The organism is Staphylococcus cohnii subsp. cohnii (assembly GCF_002902365.1).
Taxonomy (GTDB): Bacteria; Bacillota; Bacilli; order Staphylococcales; family Staphylococcaceae; genus Staphylococcus; species Staphylococcus cohnii.
This window is the reverse complement of record NZ_PPQC01000061.1, coordinates 15960-16189: the sequence shown is the minus strand read 5'-3', so window position 1 is coordinate 16189 and position 230 is coordinate 15960. Positions and strand designations below refer to the sequence as shown.

Sequence of the window (230 nt, the reverse complement as noted above, 5' to 3'; positions counted from 1 at the left end):
TGCCTGTCACGCAGGAGATCGCGGGTTCGATTCCCGTCGAGACCGCCATTATCTTAATATTATGGTTCAATAGCTCAGTTGGTAGAGCAATGGATTGAAGCTCCATGTGTCGGCAGTTCGACTCTGTCTTGAACCATTTTATACAAGCCGGCCTAGCTCAACTGGTAGAGCAACCTGACTTGTAATCAGTAGGTTGGGGGTTCAAGTCCTCTGGCCGGCACCATTTTCAT

General features: G+C 49.1%; 2 tRNA genes. Both read left to right on the top strand.

From position 1 onward, the window contains the following. Positions 1-63: 63 nt before the first annotated feature. A tRNA-Phe gene (locus CD032_RS10630) sits at positions 64-136 on the top strand. A 10-nt stretch (positions 137-146) separates the two neighbouring features. Continuing rightward, positions 147-223, top strand: a tRNA-Thr gene (locus CD032_RS10625). The last annotated feature ends 7 nt before the right edge of the window (positions 224-230 follow it).